Genomic DNA, 18,777 nt, shown 5'->3' on the forward strand with positions numbered 1-18,777 from the left:
ATGGGAGATCAAGCGATTGTTTTTGATATATGGGGAAAATATGCCCATTTCAAAAAAATCTATGTAACAACATCAGCTTTATCCTATGCCCTGCCATTTAAAACTTCAATTTATGGAATCGTAGGTGCAATTTTGGGCTTCCAAAATTCCAGCAACGCTTACTTGCAGCATTTTCAAGAGGGTGATTCCAAAATAGGGATTCAGGTAATTAATCCTATTCGGTTCCAAAGGATCAATATCAATTTATCCCCAACACCAGGACCAATAAAGGATAATAGAAAACCTACGCTAATGGAGTTTGTCACGGATCCCCATTATAGGATTTACTTTCAACATAATGATAATTCTTTAATGACCAAGCTTAAAGACTCCTTGAAAAACAAACATAGTGTTTTCACACCTGTGCTTGGTCTTGCCAATTGCCTAGCCAATTTCAGTTATGTAGGAGAAGGGCTTTTAAAAAAAACTTCGGGAAAAGGTATTATACAAACAGTTATTCCTAAATCAGATTTGTTTTCATTTGATCAAGATTATTGGTTGGACAATACTATCCATCTTCAGGAACAAGACATGTATCCCTTGGAAATGAATATCGAAAGAGAAGTTACCAAAAGAGAAAGTATTCTTTTCGACCTCAATGGTAGGCCTATTAAAGTGGTCTCTAAAAATCATTATGAAATGAATTTAAACGGTGATAATATTTCTATAATGATGATTTAATGAATTTATCTGAATATATATCGCATGATGACAGGACATTACAAGAACACTTGGCTGGGCTAAAAATAGTGGCTGATTACCTTCTGGAGGAAAAAGTTCAAACTTTATATTCAAAAGAAGATCTAAAATCACTAGTTTATAGGCTTATAAGTTATCATGACCTAGCCAAAGCTTCAATATTTTTCCAACTTTACCTTTCAAATGCGCTTGTATTGAAGGGAAATGGGCACCTTAAATTCACAATTAATGAATTGAAATTATTCTTAGATTCCAATATTCCCAAAATTCAAGAGTGGACTGATTCACCTGAACTAAAAGAACATGCCCATTTTGGTGCATGGACTTTTTTAAGTACAGTCGAATTAAGCCAAAGATATAATTTGGACAATATGATTTCAATGAAGATTTTAAAGAGACACCATGGATATCTCCGGGATTTTGGTCTAGCAACGATAAATCCAACAAATCACAAAAATCAATTTAGAATTATAGAAGATAATATCGAATACAGTAAAGTGGAAAACCTTTTGAATTCAATTGGCCTGCCATTTTGCATACCGAATATCACTGAAATACTTGATGGATTTAAACTCCTTCAATTTAAAAAATTAGAAATTGCTTTAGCAGAAAATCAGGATCCTTCCTACTATTTTAAAACACTATTTACTTATTCTTTTTTGTTAAGTGCTGACAAAGGTGACGTCATGTTAAAAGATAAATCTTTTCAAAGGACAAATATTAACAGTGAGGTTATTGATCAATTCAAATCTTCAAAATTATCAGGAAGCTACAAAATAAATGAACTTAGAGAAAAAGCTTATACTACTGCTATTGAAAATGTTGAAAAATTTGGGAATCAAAATTTTTTCTCTATTACACTTCCAACTGGATTGGGAAAAACATTCACAGCCTATAAATCAGCATTGTTATTGAAAGAAAAATTTGCACCAAAAGCAAGGATTGTTTATTGCCTTCCATTTACTTCGATCATCGACCAAAACGGAAATCTATTCAAAGAAATTCTGACCAATTCAAGCTTTAAGGAGGGGTTAATTGGGATACATCATCACTTGGCAGTACCGGAAAATAAGGATCAAAATGAAATTGATTATCCCGAATGGGAGTATTTTATAGCGGGATGGCAAAAAGAAATTACCATTTCAACTTTCGTCCAATTATGGGAAAGCATATTTGCAAACCACAACAAGGAATTAAGGAAATTTCATAACCTTGTTAACAGTATTATTATTTTGGACGAAGTACAAGCTATTAACCCCACCTTGCTGCCTGCCTTGGAATTTGTGATGGAGTCAATGGCAACATTTTTTGACACTAAATTTATTTTAGTTACAGCAACACAACCTATAATTATGCCCCTTAAAACCAAGGAGCTTTGCCTTTTCGAATCAAGTGATTATTTCTTCAAAAGAATGAATAGAACACTTCTTGACAAATCTTTGCTGTCTGCGGGACATATCACAGAAGAAGAATTAGTTGATCATATATATTCTGATTTTGTTAAAAGTCCGCAATCTATTCTTGTGATTTGCAATACAATCCGGTACTCTCAGAAGGTTTTTGAAATCCTTACAGAAAAATTAAAAAATAAAGACTTATTTTATCTTTCGGCTTCCATTATACCATATTCCAGAGAAGTTTTACTCAATAAATATATATCTCCATTATTGAAAAAAAAGCGGTCCTTTATTCTTGTATCTACGCAAGTCATAGAGGCTGGAGTGGATGTAGATTTTGATTTAGTTTACCGTGATTTTGCACCCCTTTCTTCAATCAATCAAGCTGCAGGCAGATGTAATAGAAATTCGACTAAAAACATTTCAAAGGTTAAATTATTCCGAAGCGGGAAAGAAAAAATTTACGACCCTACCCTATTATCTGTCACCGAAAAAACCTTGGAAAAATATCATACAGAAATACCTGAGAGTAAATATTTCGAACTTAATAAAGCCTATTTCAGTGGAATTAAAGACAAGGTCCAAGACAATTCATTTACAAGTAAAAGACTTATTGATTCAATTCTAAAACTGAAATTTGAGGATGTGGGAACCAACAAAGATTATAGACTAATTGTCGAAAAATATAAATCTTACAACTACTTCATACCTATAAATTACGAAGCATCGGAACTTTGGGTAGAATACCTCCAATTGATGGCTATTGAAGATCATTTTGAAAGAAAACAAAAAATTAAATCACACTTTCCTCAAATGATGAAATATATAATTAAAATCCCTGACTACATTAATAAACCGCCTGATGTTGAAAAAGAAAAATATCTGATTTACGATCAAAACTGGGCAACATTTTATGATAAAATATTTGGCTACAAAAAGGCTGAAGCGGAAAGCCCAATTGAAATATTCTGATCAGATTTACATGTTATGAAGCGAAATTAAAGAAAAAATTAAAACTCAAACCAATATGTCCCTAAAATCCAAAATCCTCTCCCGTCTTGACACCATTCAAGATCAGGAGACTTTAAAAGAAATCCATGATTGGTTGGATGCCTTTTTGGAAGCAGACACCAAGGAAACCTTTGAGAGCGGCGAAATTAAGGCCGTACAAGAAGGTTATGAACAGTATCTCTCAGGTAATACCATTTCCCAAAAGGAAGCCTCCAAACAATTTGAAAAATGGTTGGCAGAAAAAGAGAAATAAGATGGACACCCCGTGCGGCCCAAGATAAACTCTCTATCATGGAATATTGGTACTTGAGAAACCAATCGATCAGTTTTACTGTGAAACTGGAAAGACTTTTCAACAAGTCTCTCGAACTACTTTCAATTCATCCGAAAATGGGAGTAGTTTTCAGCCAAAAACCTCCTATCCAATTCAAAACTGTCAGGGGATATCGCCTGTATTATACATTCGATGAAAATACGATATCCCTCTTGGCCATTTGGGATACCCGCAGAAATCCAGATAAGTTTAAACTCTAATTTTATCAAATGCCCCAACTCCTTACTACCACCATCCGATTTCCTGAAATCAACCTCCAAACCCGGGATGCCCATAAACTTCGTGGGTATTTTGGGGAGTATTTCAAGGAACATTCCCCCCTACTCCACAACCACTATGAGGATGGCAGCAGCAAGTATAGGTATCCATTGGTGCAATACAAAGTCATAGATCATGTCCCGGTATTGCTTGGGTTCAATGAAGGAGCGGAATTGTTGACTTCCCTGTTTTTAAAAATCAAAGAAATGGATATTTCAGGGACAACCTACCCGGTTTACAGCAAAAACATTTCCCAACAACAGGTGGAAGCAGGTGTCATGGAAGACCTATTGAGTTATAAATTTTCCAATTACTGGATGGCTTTGAATTCGGACAATTACAAAACCTATCTCCAATCCAATCCTGAACAGCAGCAAACTTTGCTCAATCAAATTCTCAGAAACAATCTACTGAGTTTTTTCAAGGGAGTCGGTATCTGGGTAGACGGTAAAATTATGGTAAAGGGGAATTTCACTCCCAAAACCAGTAATTTCAAAGACCAAAAAATGGTGGTTTTTGAAGGAAATTTTGTGGCCAATGTAGCCCTTCCTGAACTGGCCGGATTGGGAAAATCTGTATCCAGGGGTTTTGGGGCTGTGAAACGATCCCTTTGATGATTTTCCAACGAAGATGCTATGCAAATATTCATCAATACATACGGCACTTATCTCCATGTCAAGGACGAGATGTTTGAAATCCGGGTAAGGGAATCCAAACAGGAGAAATTCAAGACGAATCATATCGCAGCCCACAAAGTCACCTCCTTTGTGGTAAGCAAAGGGGCAGCCATCACCACTGATGCCATTTCTTTGGCCCTGAAGCACAACATTGACATTGTAGTGGTGGAAAATGACGGACATCCCATTGGTAGGTTTTGGCACAGCAAACTGGGAAGCACTACCAAAATCAGAAAACAACAACTCGAAACCAGCTTGAATGCTGAAGGCCTGAAATGGGTCAAAGAATGGATCTGCCAAAAACTGGAAAACCAGTCAGACTATATCCTTGACCTTGCCAAACACCGGGAAAAATTGAAGTCCGATTTACAGACAAAGTCCCAAAAAATCCTGGAATACCGGGAAAGGATCCTGGATCTACAGGGAAATCAGGTCCAAGAAGTAGCGGATTTGATCCGGGCCATGGAAGGGAATGCGGGCAGGGTTTATTTTGAAAGTCTCAGTTTGGCCATTCCAAAGGAATTCCGTTTTGAAGGCAGAAGTTTCAGGCCAGCCAAAGATGCCTTCAATGCCATGCTCAACTATGCCTATGGGATATTGTATAGCAGGGTAGAAAGAGTACTAATGCTGGCAGGGCTCGATCCCTATGTGGGCTTCCTGCACCGGGATGATTACAATACGAAGAGTCTGGTTTTTGACTTTATTGAGCCCTATAGAATCTATGCCGAACGCAGCGTATTCGGGATGTTTTCCACCAAGAAGGTAAATAAATCCTTTTTTTCAGATATCACGGGGGGTGTATCTCTCAATGCAGATGGAAAGCCCGCTTTGGTCGAAACCTTTGTCAAATACCTTGAACAGGAAAACATCCGGTATATGGGCCGGAACCAAAACAGGGCCAATGCCATGCAGATGGATGCCCACAAATTTGCCAACACCTTAATCGGAAAGCCATGATTGTATGGGTAATGTATGATATCAAAAAAGATAGGGCGCGAACCAAGATCGCCAAAATCTGTCAGCAGGCGGGTTTGTATCGGGTACAGTATTCTGTTTTTTTGGGGACTTTGGAAAAAAACCAATTCGATAGTCTTCATCTTCAGTTGGAGGAACTGATGGATGAGGAAAAGGATTCTGTGTATATGTTTCCCATGTCCAAAGACGAACTCCAACAGACAGTTTTGCTGGGACAGGCATTTGACAAGGATTTTGTCACGGATGAAGTACGTTCACTGTTTTTCTAAATCCTATGATTTCCCTGACCCCATCACATATCATCGAATACCTGTTTTGCCCGAGGTTTACTTATTATGAATATGTACTTACTATTCCACAGTATGAAGAAAAGAATTATAAAGTGGTAAAGGGAAGGGATCTGCATGACCAGAAACTGGAAAGAAACAAGGATTACCTGAGAAAAAAAATCGGGGTAAAAAAAAAATGGATGGACCAATACCTGACCAATGATTTTCTGAGGGGAAAAATAGATGAAGTTTTGCTATTGGAAGACGGGACCATGGCCCCGTTGGATTTCAAATTTGCGGAATACAAAGAGCGCATTTTTGAGACTTACAAGCAGCAACTGATTTGTTATGCGATTTTGATTGAGGAGCGATTTGGTAAAAAAGTCAACAAAGGGTACCTGGTCTATGTCAGAAGCAAAAACAAATTGATCGAAGTAAGTATCAGCAATGAGGACAAAAGAGAGATTATGAACAGCATTAGGGATATACAGGAAATAATGGAATATAATCGCTATCCAAAAGCTACGAAATATAAAAAGCGATGCTTAAATTGCACCTATAGGAATATCTGTGTGAAGTAATCCGCTTGGCAATTTATTTTATAATGAGCTAAAACCAATTATTAACTGTTGATATTCAGTAATTTATACAAACGGAAAACCAATAAAAATGAACAAAAAAACGCTCTTTGACATCTTGAAAAACCAAAAAACAGGAAAACAAAAACATCTATATATCATTGATCATAAGGGGATTAAGGCTACTGGCGACCTCCTAAGACAAATCCAAAACAACAAGGATTGAAACTAGCAATAGGAATCAGAGCCTCAGCTTCTGTGGGTTCCTCCTAAGACAAATCCAAAACAACAAGGATTGAAACTTGGGGCGTTGGCTTATGATTCTGAAGCTGTCAAAACCTCCTAAGACAAATCCAAAACAACAAGGATTGAAACAAATACTATCATGAGCACTTGGGCAGAAACCATATCCTCCTCCTAAGACAAATCCAAAACAACAAGGATTGAAACTTCACTCCCGATCAAGCTGAAGCGTATGTTCTTCAACCTCCTAAGACAAATCCAAAACAACAAGGATTGAAACTTCACAGCTGTACAAGTCAGTGAGAAAACGAAATGGGCCTCCTAAGACAAATCCAAAACAACAAGGATTGAAACAAAACCATCAGGTTACCATATTCATCGGTGACAGCCCCTCCTAAGACAAATCCAAAACAACAAGGATTGAAACTAAGCCGCTTATCGACAAAGAGATCAAAGATTTCCTCCTCCTAAGACAAATCCAAAACAACAAGGATTGAAACTCCGCCCCGGAGAGCTGCGCAGGCTCAAAGTGGCCACCTCCTAAGACAAATCCAAAACAACAAGGATTGAAACTAGCAATAGGAATCAGAGCCTCAGCTTCTGTGGGTCCTCCTAAGACAAATCCAAAACAACAAGGATTGAAACAGGTCTCCATTTCTTCCTGCATTTCTTCAAGGTCATCCTCCTAAGACAAATCCAAAACAACAAGGATTGAAACAGTGATATTTTGGTCCTGCCCATTGAAGAACATACGCCTCCTAAGACAAATCCAAAACAACAAGGATTGAAACCGGTGACGGATGCCAATGGCTGTGAACAGTCTACTTCCTCCTAAGACAAATCCAAAACAACAAGGATTGAAACTATGGAGGTGGAGAAGAAACACAGAACGAAACTATGTCCTCCTAAGACAAATCCAAAACAACAAGGATTGAAACTAAGTAACAAATCCACCAACAAAAAGACTGTTGTTTCCTCCTAAGACAAATCCAAAACAACAAGGATTGAAACCTATCCCTGATAGGTTGGAATTGAAGATCGGACCGCCCTCCTAAGACAAATCCAAAACAACAAGGATTGAAACTCTCAACTCCCTCGGTGGATGGGATCATGTACTTTGCCTCCTAAGACAAATCCAAAACAACAAGGATTGAAACCGGTCGGAGGGATGACCGCATCCACTCCACCACAGACCTCCTAAGACAAATCCAAAACAACAAGGATTGAAACTCCGCTGCTTCTATGGAGAGCATCTATGGGATCCCTCCTCCTAAGACAAATCCAAAACAACAAGGATTGAAACGAATATTGTCGACAACGACACTGCAGGATTCAAAAACCTCCTAAGACAAATCCAAAACAACAAGGATTGAAACCAAAGCAGGCCCTTCACCAGGAGGTGATCGAAGGATCCTCCTAAGACAAATCCAAAACAACAAGGATTGAAACAATTCCTTTGATCTGCTCCAGTCCATCGCACATTTTCCTCCTAAGACAAATCCAAAACAACAAGGATTGAAACTAACGGCTCGCAGGTTGCGGTAGTGCCGGCAGGGGGCCTCCTAAGACAAATCCAAAACAACAAGGATTGAAACAACCAGTTGAATTGATTATCCTTTTGGTCTTTACTTCCTCCTAAGACAAATCCAAAACAACAAGGATTGAAACTCATATCATCGGGCGATGATTTGAACCTAAAGTTTTCCTCCTAAGACAAATCCAAAACAACAAGGATTGAAACTCTTTCTGTCAATTTCAAGTAATTGTTCTCTAGCTTCCTCCTAAGACAAATCCAAAACAACAAGGATTGAAACGAAAGACTACCATTCCAATTCACTTCGGGCGGCCAACCTCCTAAGACAAATCCAAAACAACAAGGATTGAAACAAAATAGTCCAGGAGAAGTTGAACAAATCAGAGGTGCCTCCTAAGACAAATCCAAAACAACAAGGATTGAAACTTTCAAAGGTTTTAAATCTCTTTTTACGATATTATCCCTCCTAAGACAAATCCAAAACAACAAGGATTGAAACACAGGAAGGAACTATCTTCCGGGGGAATGCTTCATCCCTCCTAAGACAAATCCAAAACAACAAGGATTGAAACGCTTCATTAGGATTAACTAGAACACATGGAGGTAAACCTCCTAAGACAAATCCAAAACAACAAGGATTGAAACTTGAACACAATCAAGAAAACAAAATCAATAGACCTTCCTCCTAAGACAAATCCAAAACAACAAGGATTGAAACTAAATCTTGCCCTGGGTAAATCTATTACCATAATCTCCTCCTAAGACAAATCCAAAACAACAAGGATTGAAACCCATTTTCTTGTATTGCTTATCCCAAGCTCGGTATTTCCTCCTAAGACAAATCCAAAACAACAAGGATTGAAACTCCCGATAACTATCGGGATGATTTAAGAATGACGCCCTCCTAAGACAAATCCAAAACAACAAGGATTGAAACTTGCTTCTGCGGAATCTGAAAAGACTTTAAAAATTACCTCCTAAGACAAATCCAAAACAACAAGGATTGAAACTTGAACACAATCAAGAAAACAAGATCAATAGACCTTCCTCCTAAGACAAATCCAAAACAACAAGGATTGAAACAAGGTTTTGATACTTCGTGAAGATGGTAGGCAGGAACCTCCTAAGACAAATCCAAAACAACAAGGATTGAAACGGAAAAGATAATGGTTGGGATTTTGATAAACTAAAACCTCCTAAGACAAATCCAAAACAACAAGGATTGAAACTGTCCTCGAAGTCTGTATAAGATCCCAAAAATTTCACCTCCTAAGACAAATCCAAAACAACAAGGATTGAAACTGATTATCCTGAATTACTTGGGATAAACATTACCAATCCTCCTAAGACAAATCCAAAACAACAAGGATTGAAACCAGTCTTATAGTTACTTACCTTAAGACCTCCTTTAGCCTCCTAAGACAAATCCAAAACAACAAGGATTGAAACTTTCTGTGATTACAAAAGTGATAGATATGAAATACGCCTCCTAAGACAAATCCAAAACAACAAGGATTGAAACTATATCTCATATCAAACGTCTATTTCAGTCACATTTCCTCCTAAGACAAATCCAAAACAACAAGGATTGAAACATTTTGGTTTACTAAGGCTTAGGCCATTCCCAGTTTCCTCCTAAGACAAATCCAAAACAACAAGGATTGAAACCAAATGGTATCCCTGATCCGGAAAGCAGGAATGAGCCCTCCTAAGACAAATCCAAAACAACAAGGATTGAAACTGAAATTCTGAACAAAAGCACCGAGTCCAAGACGGTCCTCCTAAGACAAATCCAAAACAACAAGGATTGAAACATTCCTTCATCCGCACTTCGTTTACACGTTGCTCCGCCCCCAAGGCAAATCCAACACAATAAGGATTGAAACGCTAATTGGGACTTTAAACCCATAGGAATTTTGGAAACTCCCAAACCAAGTCTAAAAATTGGGGATTGGCGAAAATCAATAATTTTGATATGTTGGATGATAAAAATATTCCTAACCCATTTCCTGTTGAGAATGGGTTTTTGATGTAAATTCACGGCGCCATTGACAGCAGAAAATCAGTGGTTTTTTCTTATGTCACTTCATTTCAAAACAGCCGAAACCTATGAGGAATTTGTCGGCATCCTTGATCTCCAGCAACAAAACCATATCAAAAATCTTGATTCCATCGATCAGGGTTTTGTCTTTGCAGAGCACAGTGTTGAGGACCTTGTCAAAATGAATTCATTTGCCCCGCATATCATTGCCAAAGATGAAGACCTTGTGGTGGCTTACATTCTTGGCATGACAGTGGCAAGCCGCTTCGATATTGAGATGTTGATACCGATGTTTGAGCAATTTGATGAAATAGAAGTCAACGGTACACCGCTTTCAGCATATAATTATATCGTGGTCGGTCAGGTGGCCGTCGCAAAAGATTACCGTGGACAAGGGATTTTTGACCAATGTTATGAACTTTATAAAGAAGTCCATGGAGATAATTTTGACTTTGCCATTACCGAAATTTCTGAGCGCAATCACCGGTCTCTCATGGCCCATTACCGGATTGGCTTCCGGGAACTCAGCCGCTATGTCAATGAAGACGATGAAGTTTGGATTATTGTGGCTTGGGATTGGTAATCAGGAATATTTTGATGTTTTGAAAAGATCCAGTCAGAGATTTGATTTTCAGCTTCCCCTGTGCCTTTTGATCAGCACTTCCATCACTTCATCGAGTTCCATTTCTTTGGCTTCGAGGAGAATCAGGTAGTGGAACAGCAGGTCAGCGGCTTCTCCCAAAAATAAATCTTTGTTATCGTCTTTGGCCTCTATAACTATCTCGACTGCCTCCTCCCCTACTTTTTGGGCTATTTTATTGATTCCTTTAGCAAAAAGCGAAGCGGTATATGATTGATCTGTGGGGTTGTTTTTCCGGTCCTTGATGATGGCCCTCAGGTGGTCTATAAATAAGGTTTTGCTGTTGTTGATCTCCCCAAAACAGGTGTCATCACCCTTATGGCAAACAGGACCTGTGGGTTTTACTTTTACCAGAAGGGTATCATTATCACAATCGACTGTGATGGATTTTACTTTGAGAAAATTCCCGGAAGTTTCACCTTTTGTCCAAAGTCGCTGTTTGGTCCTGCTAAAAAAGGTGACATTTTTTGTTTCCAGGGTTACATCTATGGCTTCCTGATTCATATAGCCCAGCATCAAAACCTTGTTCGATTCCTCATCCTGAATAACTGCCGGAACGAGACCCTCTACCTTTTCAAAATCTATATTTAAGTTGTTCATTTTTTCCTTTTTGGGTAAGGTGGTATACTAATTACCCCTGTCTATATGTTTTAATTTTTTCCTAATTAATTGGTTGGAATTCCGAAGTCTGATGCCTGAAGACCGAAGACGGAAGACGGAAGACGGAAGTGTATCTCACCTCTCGTTTCTCGTGTCTTGGCTCCCCGAAATTCTTCGGGGCAGGCTTTGGTTCTTGGTTCTAGCTATTAGCTCTTGCTTCTCGTCTCTCGCTTCTCGTCTCTCACTTCTCGTCTCTCACTTCTCGTCTCTCGCTTCTCGTCTCTCGCTTCTCGCTTCTCACTTCTTGCGTCTTGCGTCTTGTGTCTCAAGTCTCACATCTCAGATCCAAATATCCTCATTTCCTCACAAATACTCCTTCCAACTCTAAATAAGCTTTTAAATCCGGAATAGGAATTTCTTTGAAGTGGAATATACTTGCTGCTAAAGCGGCATCTGCTTTTCCAAAGGTAAAGACATCTTTGAAATGTTGCATATTCCCTGCCCCGCCTGAGGCAATCACAGGAATGGTCAGCATAGCTGAAATTTCCGCTGTAATCTCATTGGCAAAGCCGCCTTTGGTACCGTCATGATCCATGGAGGTCAAAAGGATTTCCCCTGCTCCGCGGTCGCAGACTTCATTGGCCCATTCCTGTGTTCTCAGCAGAGTCGGTGTTCTTCCGCCATGGGTATGTACAAAATCAAGTCCGTCTACATTCCTGGTATCAATGGCAACTACAATACATTGGGATCCAAATTCCTTGGCCATTTTGTTGATCATTCCGGGGTTTTTGACAGCAGCTGAATTGATGGAAATCTTATCAGCACCTGCGCCCAACAGAACCTTGACATCCTCAACAGTAGATATCCCCCCGCCCACCGTAAAAGGAATATTGATGGCCTTTGCTACTTTGGTGACCAATTCGGCCAAAGTTTTTCTTTTATCAACCGTAGCGGTGATATCCAAAAAGACAAGCTCATCAGCCCCTTCATCTGAATAGATTTTCGCGAGTTCTACAGGGTCACCTGCATCCCTTAAGTCCACGAAATTTACACCTTTTACGGTTCTGCCATCTTTGATATCCAAGCAGGGGATTATTCTTTTGGTCAACATTCAACAGTAAATTTTAAAACAAAACCCTCCAAGGGAATTTCACGATCGCTTTCGTGTACACTTGGAGGGTAGATAAAAGACAAACCCTAATTCTTACGGGAAAATTCCCAAATCCATGTAACTGATTGCTATTCTTTCCAAGGCGAGTATAAAACCGGCTGTACGCAGACTTTCAATCCCTTTTTCTTTTCGGGTACGATTCATATCCTGATAGGCAGTTACCATTGTTTCTTCCAATCCTGATAAAACCAAATCCCTTTCAGAGGCACCTCTGATCAATGCATCTCTTTCTTCTTCAGTGAACTCCTCCCCTGTTGCATTTTCAATGGTTGCAAGAAGTTTGCGGTATTTTTCCATGTCGTACCTTTTTTCCAGTTTCCCAAAAGAAACCCTTGATAGATTTTTGAGCCACTCGAAATAGGAAACTGTAACACCACCTGCATTGAGGTACATATCCGGAATGATCATAACACCTTTCTCCAACAATACCTTTTCTGCTTCTTGGGTAACAGGCCCATTGGCTGCCTCACCAATAATTTTCGCTTTGATATTGGCTGCATTTTCAATGGTTATTTGGTTTTCCAAGGCAGCCGGAATCAAAATATCACAGTCATAGGTCAGGATTTCCTTACTGTTTTTGATAAATTCGCCTTTCGGATATCCCTTAAAACCTTTATTTTTTATTTGATACTTTTTCAATTCCTCGATATTGATTCCTGATTCGTCCCAGATACCTCCATTCCATTCCGCCACACCAATGACTTTTCCGCCTGCTTCGCTGATATATTTGGCTGAATAAAACCCCACGTTTCCAAGACCTTGGACAATCACTTTCTTACCCCTAAGTCCTTTGGTCAGTCCTAAGGCTTTCATATCATCCTCTACATTGACTGCCTCTCTGATACCAAAAAACACACCCTGTCCGGTAGCTTCTGTCCTGCCCTCAATACCATGTTGGGATAGCGGCTTTCCTGTGACACAGCCTTTGGCATTGATCAATTCAGGACTAAAGGCTTCGAAGGTGTCTACAATCCATGCCATTTCTCTGGCACCGGTTCCATAGTCAGGTGCAGGTACGTCTATGGCAGGGCCTATGAATTTTTTCTTGATCAACTCAGCAGTATAGCGTCTGGTGATCCTTTCCAATTGGTTGACATTGTATTTCAGTGGATTGATACTGATGCCACCCTTTGCTCCACCAAAGGGAATATTGACCAAAGCACACTTATAAGTCATCAAAGCGGCCAAGCCCTTTACTTCTTCCTCATCCACAAACTCACTGTATCTGATACCGCCTTTTACGGGCAATTTATGATGCGAATGCTGAATACGATAACCTGTCAAGGTTTCGTAGGTACCATCATCATTTCTAAGGGGGAAATGAAACTTGTAAATACTGTTACATTGCTTGATCTGTTCCAATAATCCCGGGTGAATTTCCAGATGTTTGGCGGCATCATCCACAAAACTGCAAACATCATTGAAAAGACTATATTCAGTCGCTTTTTTCATAAAACTGTTATTTTGGTTCTGTCCCGAAGGTACAAATCATTTGACTAAAGTTCTTAACCGGAGGGTATGATATTTCCCAGGTTTTTCCAGATATCATCCAAAAAGGTAAAGGGAACCAATGATGCATCAGGACTGAGACCCATCCTGACCAAAACCAGATTTTGGGAAGGAATAACACAAACATATTGCCCATCCTTTCCCAAACCACAGAACATGTCTGAGGGGGCATTTGGGGCGTATGAATTTGGTAACTTTACCTGAACCTGTGGTATCATAAAAGACTCCGTATCATTAAGCCACCAAAGATAGCCATAAGCTTCATTGATATCCTGGGACTGGGTTATCATTTGTCCAAAGTAGTTGCTGTCCTTGATGACTAAATCACCGTTCCATTTCCCCTCCGCCAAAATCAAAAGTCCAAATCTTGCCATCGACCTGGCATTACTGAAAAAAACATTATTAAAATCAACCCTCTGCCAAGAACCTGTCATTCCGATTTTTGAGGCTAATTTATCATTGAAATATTGGGGAAATGAAATTCCTGTACTTCCTTCAATCACTTTGTCCAATAAGGTGTAAGGTGCATTATGATAGGCCCATCGTGTTCCCGGTTCGGCCAGGAATTTAAGGTTTTCAGGAGTGAAATCATCTCTGCTGCCCGCTCCGTCATCCAAACCTGAAGTCATGGTCAATTGATGCCAAACGGTGATTTTGTTTTCTTGGGAAGCTGTCAGTGAAGTCCAACCTTTACCGAGATAATCCGAACTTGGATTTTGGATATTTAATTTTCCCTCCTCTTGCGCAATCCCAATCAAAGTTGCTGTTAAAGTTTTCCCAGCCGAAGCCCAATACCAAAGTGAGTTTTCATCAAAAGGTTGGCTTCCTGCCAAGCGATTACCAAAATATTCTTCCATGACAATCTTGCCATCTTTGAGGATGATAAAGGCTCGGGTTCCGTTGTCCGCCAGCAGGGTTTTCAGGCTTTCTATTTCTGAAATATTCCAATTGAGTTCCTCAGGAGTAATATTTTCCCAAGTATTACCTGAAACAGGTGGGAAATAAAATTCTGGATTTCCGGGGGTTGGTTCCTGTTTTTCTGAGCAGCTAATGAGCAAAACCAAAATTAAAAAAGTGTATTTCTTCATAAAATAAATTATAACGGTTTTATATTCAAATAAATAAAACAAAATACAAATCTATAACGAATCCTTATTGGTTAATGATATAACCATCCTCCATTTCGATGATCCTATCAGTGCCTTCGGCAAATTCCGGGTCATGGGTTACAATCAACATGGTCTGATGGAATTCTTTGGCCAACTCCTTAAAAATATTGAAAACAATATCAGAGTTCTTTTTATCCAGATTTCCGGTAGGTTCATCGCCCATAATGATGAGTGGATCGTTCATCAAAGCCCGGGCCACTGCTACTCTTTGCTTTTGTCCCCCGGAGAGTTGATAGGCTTTCTTTAATGCATGATCCTGCATGTCAAATATCCTGAGCTTTTCCATAGCAATATGCTCCAATTCCTGTCTTGTTTTTTGATCAAGTTTGAGTCCGGGAATCATGACATTTTCCAAAACCGAAAATTCATTGAGCAGGTAATGGAACTGAAAAACAAAACCGATTTTTTCATTTCTGATCCTGGAAAGGTGATTGGGGCTTTTATCAGTCACCAGTTCCTCATCAATCCATAAATTACCTTCATAGTCAGTGTCCATGGTAGAAAGAATATAGAGCAAGGTTGACTTTCCGCAGCCGGATTTACCCATTACAGACACAAACTCCCCCCTTGTCACCTGAAAGGTCACTTCCTTCAGCACCTGGGTTTTGACAGGACTGTAAAAATATTTATTGACTCCTTTGGCTTCCAGTACCGGTTTTCCTTTCATGGTTCTTGTTTCTGTTTATTCCTAATTATCTCTCCCATTTCCAACCATTAATTGGTCATCTTTTATCAGCCATACCTACGGTACTTCTGGGGACTAATCCTAACCATTGATCCCGGCAATGAATTACCGGGCTATTATATCGGTCATGCCTAAAGGCATTCTGGATTGGAGTTTCATTTCTATGTTTATGGTCCCAGTTTCTTGATCTTAATTACTCCTTATGCGAGACCTTCGAGGTTAAAAAAACCTTAAAGGTCATCTCTCTTCTCGCTTCTTGGTTCTTGGCTCCCCACAATTCTTCGGGGCAGGCTATGATTCTTGATTCCCCGAAATTCTACGGGGCAGGCTTTGGTTCTTGGCTCTTGATTCTTGGCTCTTGATTCTCCCAAGGAAGAAACCTTCGAGGTTAGAAAAAAACCTCAAAGGTTGCCCCTCTCATTTCCCCCTAATAATATCCACAGGATCTACTCCGCTGGCTTTCCTTGCCGGAAAATAGCCGGCAAAATAGGTGGTGATCAGACTGAAAACTCCTCCAATGATATAGTATTTGGGATTGAAATCAACGGGAAAAGTCTTGACTGTAGGAAGCGCCTCAGTTTCAAATGGAACACGTTCAATTCCCAAACCTGCCACAAAACCCAATATCAATCCTATAATTCCACCAAAAACACCGATGGTCAATGCGATGGTGATAAAGATTTTATTCACATCTCCACCTGAAAAACCAATCGCTTTTAAAATGGCAATGGTATCCATTTTTTCATAGATCATCATATTCAGAATATTATATATCCCAAAACCGGATACGACCAACAAAGTAATACCCACTGCATAACTGATCAATGTTCTGATCTGTGTTCCTGTTTCAAACTGTGCATTGACGGTCTGAATATCATCCGCATCAATGCCAAAAATCTCCCGGTATTCTTTGGCCATTGGCGGAGCCTGTTCAAAATCCTTCAGCTTCACCTGTATATCGGTAATATAGGATGCCGATTCTCCAAGCATTTTCTGGGTGGTGATAATGGATGCATAGCTCTGTACGTTATCGAGATCGCCCAAACCTGACTGATAGTAACCCACAACTTTAAGTTGGATTCTATTCCCCTGAGCGGTGGTAGCTTGGATTACATCCCCGATTTCAGCCAACATCCTATCCGCAGCTCCTTTCCCCAAAATGATACTATTGGCAGTATTCTTTAAGTCCATAAAATTTCCGGCCGTCACATAATCTTCAAAAGCAAACAACCTGGCCTCCTGTTCAACGTCAATCCCGTTAATAACTCCTGTAATATCAATGGTTCCCACATTGTAAAAAACCTGTGCTGAGATTTTGGGAGCTACTCCCAAAACCCTTGGATCTTGTTCCAAAGTTCGGATAATAGCATCATTGTTATGGATACTCAATCGACTTGCGGCAGGTTTGATGGATCGGATGATATTGTAAAATCCAGTGAAATTTTCAGCAAGATCAATGGGCTGATTTGGATTTGGTTTGATCTCATTATAAAACCTGATATGAGGGGTGCGGTTTAAAATCAGTCCGTCCAATAGTTGATTCAACCCATTCATAAAACCCAATAATGCGACAAACATGGTAATACTGAAGACTACTCCAATGGCCGCAATAAAGGTCTGTTTAAAACGGGCAATCATTAAGGCCTTGGCGATATTTATGATCAATCCTACCTTCATTACTCTGGTTTGATTATTTCGGTATTTTCATCAATTCCTTTAAGTATTTCTGCTTTTTGATAATCCATTATTCCCAATTGAACGGGAATGGTATCTCTATTTGAATTGAGAACATATTGATCATTGATGATAAAGTTTCTTGGCAAGGTCAAAACATCCTCTTTGGATTGAATGATAATGTTGGCTTCTAAAGTCAGGTTTGGATAAAGCACCTTTGGTTCTTCTATAAAAATGCCTTCGACAGTAAAACTTTTGCTTTGCTCATCCATAATGGGATTGACTTTGGTTATAATCCCCTCATAAGTCTCCCCTTTATAGCTGTCCATGGAAACAATAATTTTCTGGCCTCTTGATACTTTGACGATATCGTATTCATCTACCTTCATTTCCAAAATATACTCATCTGCGCTGCCCAAAACAGCCAAAGGAGTTTGTGGGTTGACCATTTCTCCTTTTTCCTTTAAGATGGCATAAGCCCTTCCTTTTAGCTCACTTTTGAGGATCAAATCACTTTCAAGAGCCTGAGTGATCGCCAGATTTTTGGAAGCACTCCTTTCTGTATATTCGATTTCCCTTTTCAGATCCTGATAGCGCAATTTTGAGGTCTCAAAGGCAGTTTTGGAATTGTCGAAAGCCAATTGCCTTTGTTCCAATTCTACTTTGGTACCGATTCCCTGATCCCTCAATCTTTTCTGTCTTTCCAAAAGCAAGGAATCGTTTTGGTATTTGGCTTTAGAATATTCAATGCTTAATTCCAAGTCTTTTAACTTCGCCTGATTTGCCTGTCGGTCAGCATAAGCCCTATTCAGCTCTGCATTTTCACGGTTCAACTTTGTTGTTGCATTGGAAATAGACAAAATCGGCGTTCCTATGTCCACTGTATCGCCTTCATCTATAAAAATCTCCTGGACGATCCCATTTGCATTGGCAAAAGCCTGATATTGATATCTGGCTTTGATCAATCCCGATGCATAAACTGATTCTGAAATATTTTCTCTTTTTGGAAAAATCTTTTCTTCTGAAGAACTACAGGAAAAAAACAATAATCCAAGTGCAATACGAAACGTAAAGTATTTCAATTTCATGATTGGCTGGTTTGCTGCTTTGAATTTAAGTGTTAATTCATAGAAACTGTAGAGGTTTTGGAAAAATGTTTTGGAGGTTGGAAGATGTTGGATGACAGATGACCGATGTCAGGTGACCGATTACCGATGTTAAATGTGCGATGACCTGAGACGGGAGACTGAGTAATCAGTGGGCAGTGATCAGAC

The 18,777-nt window shown here is 39.4% G+C and carries 16 protein-coding genes and 1 CRISPR repeat array; of the genes, 9 read left to right on the top strand and 7 right to left on the bottom strand.

Going from position 1 to position 18,777, the window contains the following annotated elements; genetic code table 11:
* From cas5b to B9A52_RS19780, 9 genes are all read left to right on the top strand, one after another.
* Positions 1-720, top strand: a complete 720-nt coding sequence (gene cas5b, locus B9A52_RS19740; protein WP_084122132.1) for a type I-B CRISPR-associated protein Cas5b — start codon at positions 1-3, stop codon at positions 718-720.
* A complete protein-coding gene (locus B9A52_RS19745) occupies positions 720-3,107 on the top strand; it encodes a CRISPR-associated helicase/endonuclease Cas3 (protein ID WP_084122134.1) in 2,388 nt (795 codons plus the stop codon). Before cas5b ends, B9A52_RS19745 begins: the two co-directional genes overlap by 1 nt.
* A 55-nt stretch (positions 3,108-3,162) precedes the next feature.
* On the top strand, positions 3,163-3,399 hold the full coding sequence (locus tag B9A52_RS19750) for a hypothetical protein (RefSeq protein ID WP_084122135.1): 237 nt from the start codon (positions 3,163-3,165) through the stop codon (positions 3,397-3,399).
* On the top strand, positions 3,375-3,680 hold the full coding sequence (locus tag B9A52_RS19755) for a type II toxin-antitoxin system RelE/ParE family toxin (RefSeq protein WP_084122136.1): 306 nt from the start codon (positions 3,375-3,377) through the stop codon (positions 3,678-3,680). Before B9A52_RS19750 ends, B9A52_RS19755 begins: the two co-directional genes overlap by 25 nt.
* Positions 3,681-3,689: 9 nt before the next feature.
* Positions 3,690-4,352 carry a CRISPR-associated endonuclease Cas6 gene (locus B9A52_RS19760; RefSeq protein WP_084122138.1) on the top strand — a complete coding sequence of 221 codons (663 nt, stop codon included), beginning with the start codon at positions 3,690-3,692 and terminating at the stop codon, positions 4,350-4,352.
* Positions 4,353-4,373: 21 nt separating this feature from the next.
* The gene (gene cas1 / locus B9A52_RS19765) at positions 4,374-5,372 is read left to right on the top strand and encodes a CRISPR-associated endonuclease Cas1 (RefSeq protein ID WP_084122140.1); all 999 of its coding nucleotides are present in this window, start codon (positions 4,374-4,376) and stop codon (positions 5,370-5,372) included.
* Positions 5,369-5,659, top strand: a complete 291-nt coding sequence (gene cas2, locus B9A52_RS19770; protein ID WP_084122142.1) for a CRISPR-associated endonuclease Cas2 — start codon at positions 5,369-5,371, stop codon at positions 5,657-5,659. Before cas1 ends, cas2 begins: the two co-directional genes overlap by 4 nt.
* Positions 5,660-5,664: 5 nt before the next feature.
* Positions 5,665-6,240, top strand: coding sequence for a CRISPR-associated protein Cas4 (gene cas4 / locus B9A52_RS19775; RefSeq protein WP_172805248.1), 576 nt, complete (start codon positions 5,665-5,667; stop codon positions 6,238-6,240).
* Positions 6,241-6,429: 189 nt separating this feature from the next.
* A CRISPR array of direct repeats spans positions 6,430-9,900; the repeat unit is 37 nt; unit sequence CCTCCTAAGACAAATCCAAAACAACAAGGATTGAAAC.
* A 192-nt stretch (positions 9,901-10,092) separates the two neighbouring features.
* A complete protein-coding gene (locus B9A52_RS19780; protein WP_084122143.1) occupies positions 10,093-10,638 on the top strand; it encodes a GNAT family N-acetyltransferase in 546 nt (181 codons plus the stop codon).
* Positions 10,639-10,686: 48 nt separating this feature from the next.
* Here the strand turns inward: B9A52_RS19780 and hisIE are convergent, their stop codons facing one another.
* The 7 genes from hisIE to B9A52_RS19815 form a co-directional block, all read right to left on the bottom strand.
* Positions 10,687-11,295 (bottom strand): bifunctional phosphoribosyl-AMP cyclohydrolase/phosphoribosyl-ATP diphosphatase HisIE, encoded by a 609-nt coding sequence (hisIE, locus tag B9A52_RS19785; RefSeq protein WP_084122145.1) that lies wholly within the window; start codon positions 11,293-11,295, stop codon positions 10,687-10,689.
* 355 nt (positions 11,296-11,650) lie between these two features.
* Entirely contained in the window at positions 11,651-12,406 is a 756-nt protein-coding gene (hisF, locus tag B9A52_RS19790) for an imidazole glycerol phosphate synthase subunit HisF (RefSeq protein ID WP_084122146.1), read from the bottom strand.
* 93 nt (positions 12,407-12,499) lie between these two features.
* Positions 12,500-13,918, bottom strand: coding sequence for a Glu/Leu/Phe/Val family dehydrogenase (locus B9A52_RS19795; RefSeq protein WP_084122148.1), 1,419 nt, complete (start codon positions 13,916-13,918; stop codon positions 12,500-12,502).
* Positions 13,919-13,971: 53 nt separating this feature from the next.
* Entirely contained in the window at positions 13,972-15,063 is a 1,092-nt protein-coding gene (locus B9A52_RS19800; RefSeq protein ID WP_084122149.1) for a serine hydrolase domain-containing protein, read from the bottom strand.
* Between the two features lie 64 nt (positions 15,064-15,127).
* Positions 15,128-15,811 (bottom strand): ABC transporter ATP-binding protein, encoded by a 684-nt coding sequence (locus B9A52_RS19805; protein ID WP_084122151.1) that lies wholly within the window; start codon positions 15,809-15,811, stop codon positions 15,128-15,130.
* 435 nt (positions 15,812-16,246) lie between these two features.
* Positions 16,247-17,506 carry an ABC transporter permease gene (locus B9A52_RS19810; RefSeq protein ID WP_084122152.1) on the bottom strand — a complete coding sequence of 420 codons (1,260 nt, stop codon included), beginning with the start codon at positions 17,504-17,506 and terminating at the stop codon, positions 16,247-16,249.
* Positions 17,506-18,591: an efflux RND transporter periplasmic adaptor subunit gene (locus B9A52_RS19815; protein WP_084122154.1), complete on the bottom strand. Its 1,086-nt coding sequence runs from the start codon at positions 18,589-18,591 to the stop codon at positions 17,506-17,508. The genes B9A52_RS19810 and B9A52_RS19815 overlap by 1 nt, the downstream gene beginning before the upstream one ends.
* Positions 18,592-18,777: the final 186 nt, after the last annotated feature.

It is taken from the genome of Aquiflexum balticum DSM 16537 (assembly GCF_900176595.1).
Classification (GTDB): Bacteria; Bacteroidota; Bacteroidia; order Cytophagales; family Cyclobacteriaceae; genus Aquiflexum; species Aquiflexum balticum.